Origin of the sequence: Ramlibacter sp. (assembly GCF_029866045.1) — a bacterium.
In the GTDB taxonomy this organism is placed as follows: domain Bacteria; phylum Pseudomonadota; class Gammaproteobacteria; order Burkholderiales; family Burkholderiaceae_C; genus Ramlibacter.
In genome coordinates this window covers 1-6,103 of sequence record NZ_JARXAB010000087.1, presented here as the reverse complement: position 1 = coordinate 6,103, position 6,103 = coordinate 1, and the positions used below count along the sequence as shown (strand labels likewise).

Genomic DNA, 6,103 nt, shown 5'->3' with positions numbered 1-6,103 from the left:
GGGCAGTTTCCGAGCAAGATGCTCAAGGGCACCATCGAGCGCAAGGGCCTCGAATCCTTGACCGCCAAAATCCCGCTGGGGCGCCTGACCAACGAGGCCGACATGGCTGGCGCTGCGCTCTACCTGGCGTCTAAGGCCGGTGCCTACCTCACCGCGATTGAAATCCCGGTGGACGGCGGCTACGGCATGTTCAAGTAAGCGCTTGGCCCCGGCGCTGGATCAGGACGCTCATCGCCAGCCCCAGCGCCACAAGCCCGGCGCCGCAGACCAGGAACACCGGCGCAGCGCCGAACCGGGCCCAGGCCAGCGCGATGACCGCCACACCGGCGCTCTGGCCGAAGAAGTTGCTGGCGGTAAAGACTGCGAAGGACAGCCCCGAGGCATCGGGCGCCAGCTGCGTCACCTGCACCTGCAGCGTGTTGTGCAGGGTGAAGAAGCCAAAGCCGGCCAGCACGCAGACGGGCGCCGCCCAGCCCCAGTCCGGAATCATTCCCAGGCTGGCGATGCTTGCGCCCATGATCGCGCCTCCCAGGGCCGGTAGCCTGGGCCGCGCAATGTGCTGCAGCAGCCAGGGCGCCGCCCGGCTGAATAAAAAGCCGCCGATCCCGAACAGGGCAACCACGGCCCCAGCCTTGTCCAGGGGCAGGCCGAAGCGCTGATGCAGCACGGTAGGCGCCATCGCCACGCAGCCGATCCCCAGGGCCACTTCGGCGGCCGTGGCCAGCAGCACCACCCGCGCCCAGGGCAGGGCCCAGAGGTGACGCAGGCCCTGAACCAGGCTGGGGCTCGGTCCCGCAGACGGCTGGGGCTGGGGCTGGGCCGCGGCCTCAGCCTTCGCCGCGCGGTCACGCCGCCAGACCACCCACGCGATGATGGCGTACATGACCGCCACCACCAGAAAGGCACCGCGCCAGCTCCAGGCCTCGGACAGCAGGCCGCCGAGCAGCGGGCCGAGGATCATGCCGAAGACCGACACCCCCGAGAAACGGGCCAGGGCTTGCTGGCGCTGGGCCAGCGGCACGTTGTCGCTGATCCAGGCCAGGCCCAGCGGAAAGATGCCCGCCGCGGTTGCGCCCATGGCTGCCCGGGCCAGTACCAGCGCGGTGAGGCTGGTGGCTGCTGCCGCCGCCAGGGTGATGGCAGTGCAGGCCAGCGCGGCGATCGCGATCACTCGCAGCTTGCCGTGGCGGTCGCCCACCGGGCCCCAGAGCAACTGGGTCACCGCGTAGCCGATCGCATAGGCTGAGACCACCGCCGAGGCCTCCACCGTGCCAGTGTCAAAGGCCTCGGCCAGGGCCGGCAGCATGGCGTCGCACAGGCGGGTGCCGGCTAGGCTCACGAAGGCTGCGGTCGCCAGCATCAGCAGCACTGGGCCTCCGGGGCGCTGCTGTGACCCTTGAGGCCCTTGCGGTCGTTGCGGCGCCTCCGGCGCTTTCGAATTGGCAGGGGGCGCGGCGTCTGTCACAGGCGGCGTTCCATGAGCATTTGCGGTGCATTATGCACATTGATATCTTGCTGCCGTGCATAATGCATTGTTCAGGCCGTGCAGCCAGATTCGAAGGACAGGAGACCTCAAGTGAAAGCGCAGCCCCTTGCCGGCATCCGGGTGCTTGAAGTTGGCGCCTATATCTCGGCGCCCTACGCCGGGGTGATCCTCACCTCCCTCGGCGCCGAGGTGGTCAAGGTCGAGCCCAGGCAGGGCGAGGCCTTCCGTCGCGGCGAGGACAACAACAACGCGTATTTCATCCAGTACAACACCGGCAAGAAGAGCATCGCCGTCAACCTCAAGAGCCAGGCCGGCGCCGGGGTGGTCAAGGCCTTGGTGCCGAAGTTCGACGTGCTGATCGAGAACATGCGCCCGGGCAAGATGGCGGCGCTGGGGCTGGGCGAGGCCGACTGCCGTCCGCTCAACCCAGGCCTGATCTACACCTCGATCTCCGGCTTCGGCAGCGGCGGCCCCTGGGTGGACCGGCCGGCCTACGACACCATCGGCCAGAGCATCGGCGGCATCTACTCCATCATGAACGACGCCGGCAACCGGCGCCTCACCGGCACCTGCATGGCCGACCTGATCACCGGCATTGGCAGCGCCATGGGCATCCTGGCGGCGCTTCTGGGCCGCGAGCGCAGCGCGGACCGTAAGGGAACCTTGCTCGAAACATCGCTGCATGAGGCGGTGTCGATGATCACCATCGACGCCCTCACGCATGCCTACGAGGCCGATTTCGACCCGGTGCGCAATTCGCGCCACCCGCAGGCGCAGAACTTCTGCCTTGCGTGCGCCGATGGTGGCGCGATCACGGTGCACCTGTCGCTGTCGCAAAAGTTCTGGGGCAACCTCGCCCGGGTGGCCGGCCACCCGGAGTTGATCGACGACCCGCGCTACGCCACCTACGACGTGCGCAAGGTGCCCGAGAACTATGAAGCGTTGGTCGCCATCATGGAGGCCGCTTTTCGCAAGAAGCCACGTGCCGAGTGGGAGCGCCTGCTGGTCGAGGCCGACGTACCTTTCGCGCCGGCCCTTTCGATGCACGAGGTGGTCGAGCACGAGCAGACTCAGTGGCTGGGCCTGGTCGGCCCCGAGGTCAAGGGCATTCCGGTGGTGCGCCCGCCCTGGCGCTTTGACGGTCAGCGCCCACCGCGCAGCGAGCTGCGCGCCCGTGTGGGCGAGCACACACGGGAGATCCTCGCCGAGGCCTACTCGGCCTCCGAGATTGACGAACTGGTCGCCCGAGGCGACGTCTACCTGCCGGCCTGAGCTGGCGAGCGGGTCGGCGCAGGCGTTCATGCGCTGTGCCGCACATCCTCCCGGCCCCAGGCGCGAAACCAAGGAGCCTCAGTGAACAAACCCCCGCATCCCGGTCCTCTCGCCGGTCTCCGCGTCCTCGAGGTCGGCGGCGTTGGCCCCGGCCCTTTTTGCACCATGCTCATGGCGGACATGGGCGCCGAAGTGATTCGCATCGACCGAAAGCATGCGGGTGAAAGTGGCCTGCCGGTGGAGCGCCGCTTCGATGTGATGTTCCGCGGTAAGCGCTCGGTGGCCATGGACCTCAAAAAACCGGTCGCGGTCGAGGCGATCCGGCGCATGGTTGCCCGTGCCGACGTGCTGGTGGAGGGCTTTCGCCCCGGTGTGATGGAGCGCCTGGGCCTGGGCCCCGACGCCTGCCTGTCACTCAACCCCCGCCTGGTCTATGGCCGCATGACCGGCTGGGGCCAGGACGGCCCGCTGGCCAAGGCGCCGGGGCATGACCTGAACTACATCGCCCTCTCGGGCGCGTTGCATGCCATGGGCCCCAAGGAGGGGCCGCCCGCCATTCCGCTCAACCTGCTGGGCGACTTTGGTGGTGGCGCCATGTACCTGGCCTTCGGCATCCTGTGCGCGCTGCATGAAGCGCGCAGCTCTGGCAAGGGCCAGGTGGTGGACGCGGCCATGATCGACGGCACCACCTCGCTGATGTCCATGGTCTATGGCGTCTTTGCGGCGGGCTACTGGCGCGACGAGCGTGCCAGCAACCGGCTGGACTCCGGCGCACCCTGGTACCAGGTCTACGAAACGCGCGACGCCAAATGGGTGGCAGTCGGTTCAACCGAGCACAGCTTCTACCTGAACACCATGGAGGTGCTGGGCCTGCGCGCACAAGACTTTCCCGAGCAGCATGACCGTGCTGGCTGGCCCCAGGTCAAGGCTGCCATGGCCGCCGCTTTCAAGCAGCGCACCCGGGATGAATGGGTTCAGGCCTTCGAGGGCACCGACACCTGTTTCTCGCCGGTGCTGTCGCTGGCCGAGGCGCCGGGCGACCCGCATCAGCGCGCCCGGGGCAACTTCGTGGAGGTGGCAGGTGTCACTCAGCCCGCGCCGGCCCCGCGCTTTTCACGCAGCCAGGGTCAGGTGCAGGGGCCGCCGCCCGAGGTGGGCCAGCACACCGACGAGGTGCTCGGAGAATGGGGATTCAGCGCCGATGAACTGGCGCTGATGCGGCGATCGGGTGGTATCTGAACACCGGCTCGGCGGACGCAGAAGCGAAGGAGACTTCACATGGCAGCTTGGGATTTTCAGTCGGCCCTGGTGCCGGTCACCGGCGCAGCCTCGGGCATTGGTCTGGCGGTGTGCCGCCGGCTGCGGCAGGAGGGCGCCACGCCCTTGCTGATCGACCGTGACGCCGCTCGCCTGGCCGCTGCGGTGGCCGACATCTATGCTGGCGACGCCGACGCAAGCCGCTATGGCTACCAGGTCGACGTCAGCGACGCCGCTGCGGTGAACGCCTGCTTCGACCGCATCCGCCAAGAGCACGGCCTCATCACCCATTCGGTGGCCAGCGCGGGCATTGTTGGGCCCGGCCATGTGCTCTCGCTCTCCGATGAGGACTGGCGCCGTGTGATGGGCGTCAACCTCGACGGGGTGATGTTTTTCTGCCGGGCGGCTGCGCGCCACCTGGCCGAGCGGCGCGGCGGGGCGATGGTCAACATGGCCTCGATCGCTGGCCAAGCCGCCAAGCACAGCCGGGCGTCCTATTCAGCCTCCAAGGCGGCCGTCGTCAACCTCACCCGCGCCCTGGCGATGGACATGGGCGAGTACGGCGTACGGGTCAACGCGGTGGCACCGGGGGTGATCGACACCCCTATGCAGACCGGCGGCTCGATCGGCATCGCCGGGCGCGGTGCGCTCAAACGCATGGGCGATGCCGACGAGGTGGCCAACGCGGTGCTGTTTCTGCTGTCCGACCTGGCCAGCTACGTCACCGGCCACACGCTGGCGGTGGACGGTGGCGTGTCGGCGACCTACGCATGAGGCCCCATTGGCACCGGGTCAGTCGATGACGATGCCCTTGGCCGTCGCCACCCGCTTGTAGTTGGTGTAGGCATCGCGCACCTTCACCCGCGCCTGGTCCATGGTCAGTGCCATCGGAATGGCGCCATCGGCCTTCATCCGGGCCTGAAGCTCAGGGCTGCGGCCGATCTCGTTGACCTCCTTGTTCAGGCGCTGCAGCAGTGCCGGCGGAAGGCCGACTGGCGCATAGACCGCGGTCCACAGCGTGGCTTCGTAGCCGGGCACCACTGAGGCCATGGGCGGCACGCCGGGGAAGGCCGGGCTAGGTTGGAGGGAGGTGACCGCCACTTGGCGTGCACGGCCCGAATCGATGGCAGCAGCAAAGGTGGTGTTGACTGCCAGCATCAGATCAATGGTGCCGCCGGCCAGGTCCGTGGTGGCCAGCGACATACCCTTGTAGGGAATGTGCTTGATCTGGATTTTGGCCGCGTCGTTAAGGATTTCGGCGGCCAGGTGCGGGAAGGTGCCGACGCCTGCGGTGCCATGACTGAGCACGTCGGGCTTGGCGCGGGCGGCGGCCAGGAGGTCGGCCGGGGTGCGGATGTTGGTGCTGGACGCGGCTGCAATCACCATCGGGCCCTCGCCCATGACCGAGACCGGCACCAGGTCGGTCACCACATCGATAGGCACCGTTTTCATGGTGGCGGCAGCGCTGATCATGCTGTTCGATGTGAACAACAGCATGGAGCCGTCCTTAGGACCTTTGGCAACCGCAGAGGCGCCGATGAAGCCTGAAGCGCCAGCCCGGTTTTCGACGATGACACTCACGCCCAGGCGTGGCCCGAGCTGGGCGGCGATCTCGCGCGCAATCACATCGGTGCTGGCGCCCGGCGCGAAGGGCACGATGATGCGGATCATCGAAGGAATGGTCGCAGTCTGCGCCGCAACCGGCGAGGCGAGGGGAAGCGCAAGCGCGAGGGCGGCGAGGCCGGACAGCAGGGTGCGACGGTAAGTGCGCATGGACGTATCTCCAGGGGGTAACAGAAGGGGGCCCAGCCTGTGCGTCGCCTGGTCATGCCGAGGCGTCGCGAACGCGGCTCTAAAATGCATTGTGCATTCACTTGATCTGGCTTCTCTCCAAGTTTTCCCTAGTCCCGGGTATCAAAGTAGCGCCATTCATGGCCTTGCCTGAGCCCGAACGCAGCCTGGGCGAGCGCATCTTTCGCGTGGTGGGCGCGCAGTTTGGTGTGCACGCTTGCATGTCCGGCCTTCGCATGGGCGTGCCGCTGATGGTGCTCGACTTGGGCCAAGGCGCAGCCGCGGCCGGCTTCGCCT

The 6,103-nt window shown here is 67.7% G+C and carries 6 protein-coding genes; 4 read left to right on the top strand and 2 right to left on the bottom strand.

The annotated features are described in order from the left end of the window. Positions 1 to 198 (top strand): SDR family oxidoreductase (locus QE494_RS10035; RefSeq protein ID WP_300042927.1); only part of this gene is annotated, 198 nt, incomplete at its 5' end. Here QE494_RS10035 and QE494_RS10030 read toward each other — a convergent pair. Next, positions 191 to 1,360 carry an MFS transporter gene (locus tag QE494_RS10030; RefSeq protein ID WP_300042925.1) on the bottom strand — a complete coding sequence of 390 codons (1,170 nt, stop codon included), beginning with the start codon at positions 1,358 to 1,360 and terminating at the stop codon, positions 191 to 193. The two genes, QE494_RS10035 and QE494_RS10030, sit on opposite strands and share 8 nt — an antisense overlap. A 216-nt stretch (positions 1,361 to 1,576) precedes the next feature. Here QE494_RS10030 and QE494_RS10025 point away from each other — a divergent pair, with 216 nt between their 5' ends. The 3 genes from QE494_RS10025 to QE494_RS10015 all read left to right on the top strand — a co-directional run bounded on the left by QE494_RS10025 (position 1,577) and on the right by QE494_RS10015 (position 4,789). Beyond that, complete coding sequence (locus QE494_RS10025; RefSeq protein ID WP_300042923.1) at positions 1,577 to 2,758, top strand: CaiB/BaiF CoA-transferase family protein; 1,182 nt, start codon at positions 1,577 to 1,579, stop codon at positions 2,756 to 2,758. Positions 2,759 to 2,839: 81 nt separating this feature from the next. Next, positions 2,840 to 3,997, top strand: coding sequence for a CaiB/BaiF CoA-transferase family protein (locus QE494_RS10020; RefSeq protein WP_300042919.1), 1,158 nt, complete (start codon positions 2,840 to 2,842; stop codon positions 3,995 to 3,997). Positions 3,998 to 4,036: 39 nt separating this feature from the next. Beyond that, the gene (locus QE494_RS10015; RefSeq protein WP_300042917.1) at positions 4,037 to 4,789 is read left to right on the top strand and encodes an SDR family NAD(P)-dependent oxidoreductase; all 753 of its coding nucleotides are present in this window, start codon (positions 4,037 to 4,039) and stop codon (positions 4,787 to 4,789) included. Positions 4,790 to 4,807: 18 nt separating this feature from the next. Here the strand turns inward: QE494_RS10015 and QE494_RS10010 are convergent, their stop codons facing one another. Continuing rightward, positions 4,808 to 5,788, bottom strand: coding sequence for a tripartite tricarboxylate transporter substrate-binding protein (locus QE494_RS10010; protein ID WP_300042915.1), 981 nt, complete (start codon positions 5,786 to 5,788; stop codon positions 4,808 to 4,810). Between the last annotated feature and the right edge of the window lie 315 nt (positions 5,789 to 6,103).

Bases quoted from the DNA above. Each gene is read 5' to 3' on its own strand.
- QE494_RS10030 (WP_300042925.1), bottom strand. From the start codon at position 1,360: ATGCTGGCGACCGCAGCCTTCGTGAGCCTAGCCGGCACCCGCCTGTGC.
- QE494_RS10010 (WP_300042915.1), bottom strand. From the start codon at position 5,788: ATGCGCACTTACCGTCGCACCCTGCTGTCCGGCCTCGCCGCCCTCGCG.
- QE494_RS10015 (WP_300042917.1), top strand. From the start codon at position 4,037: ATGGCAGCTTGGGATTTTCAGTCGGCCCTGGTGCCGGTCACCGGCGCA.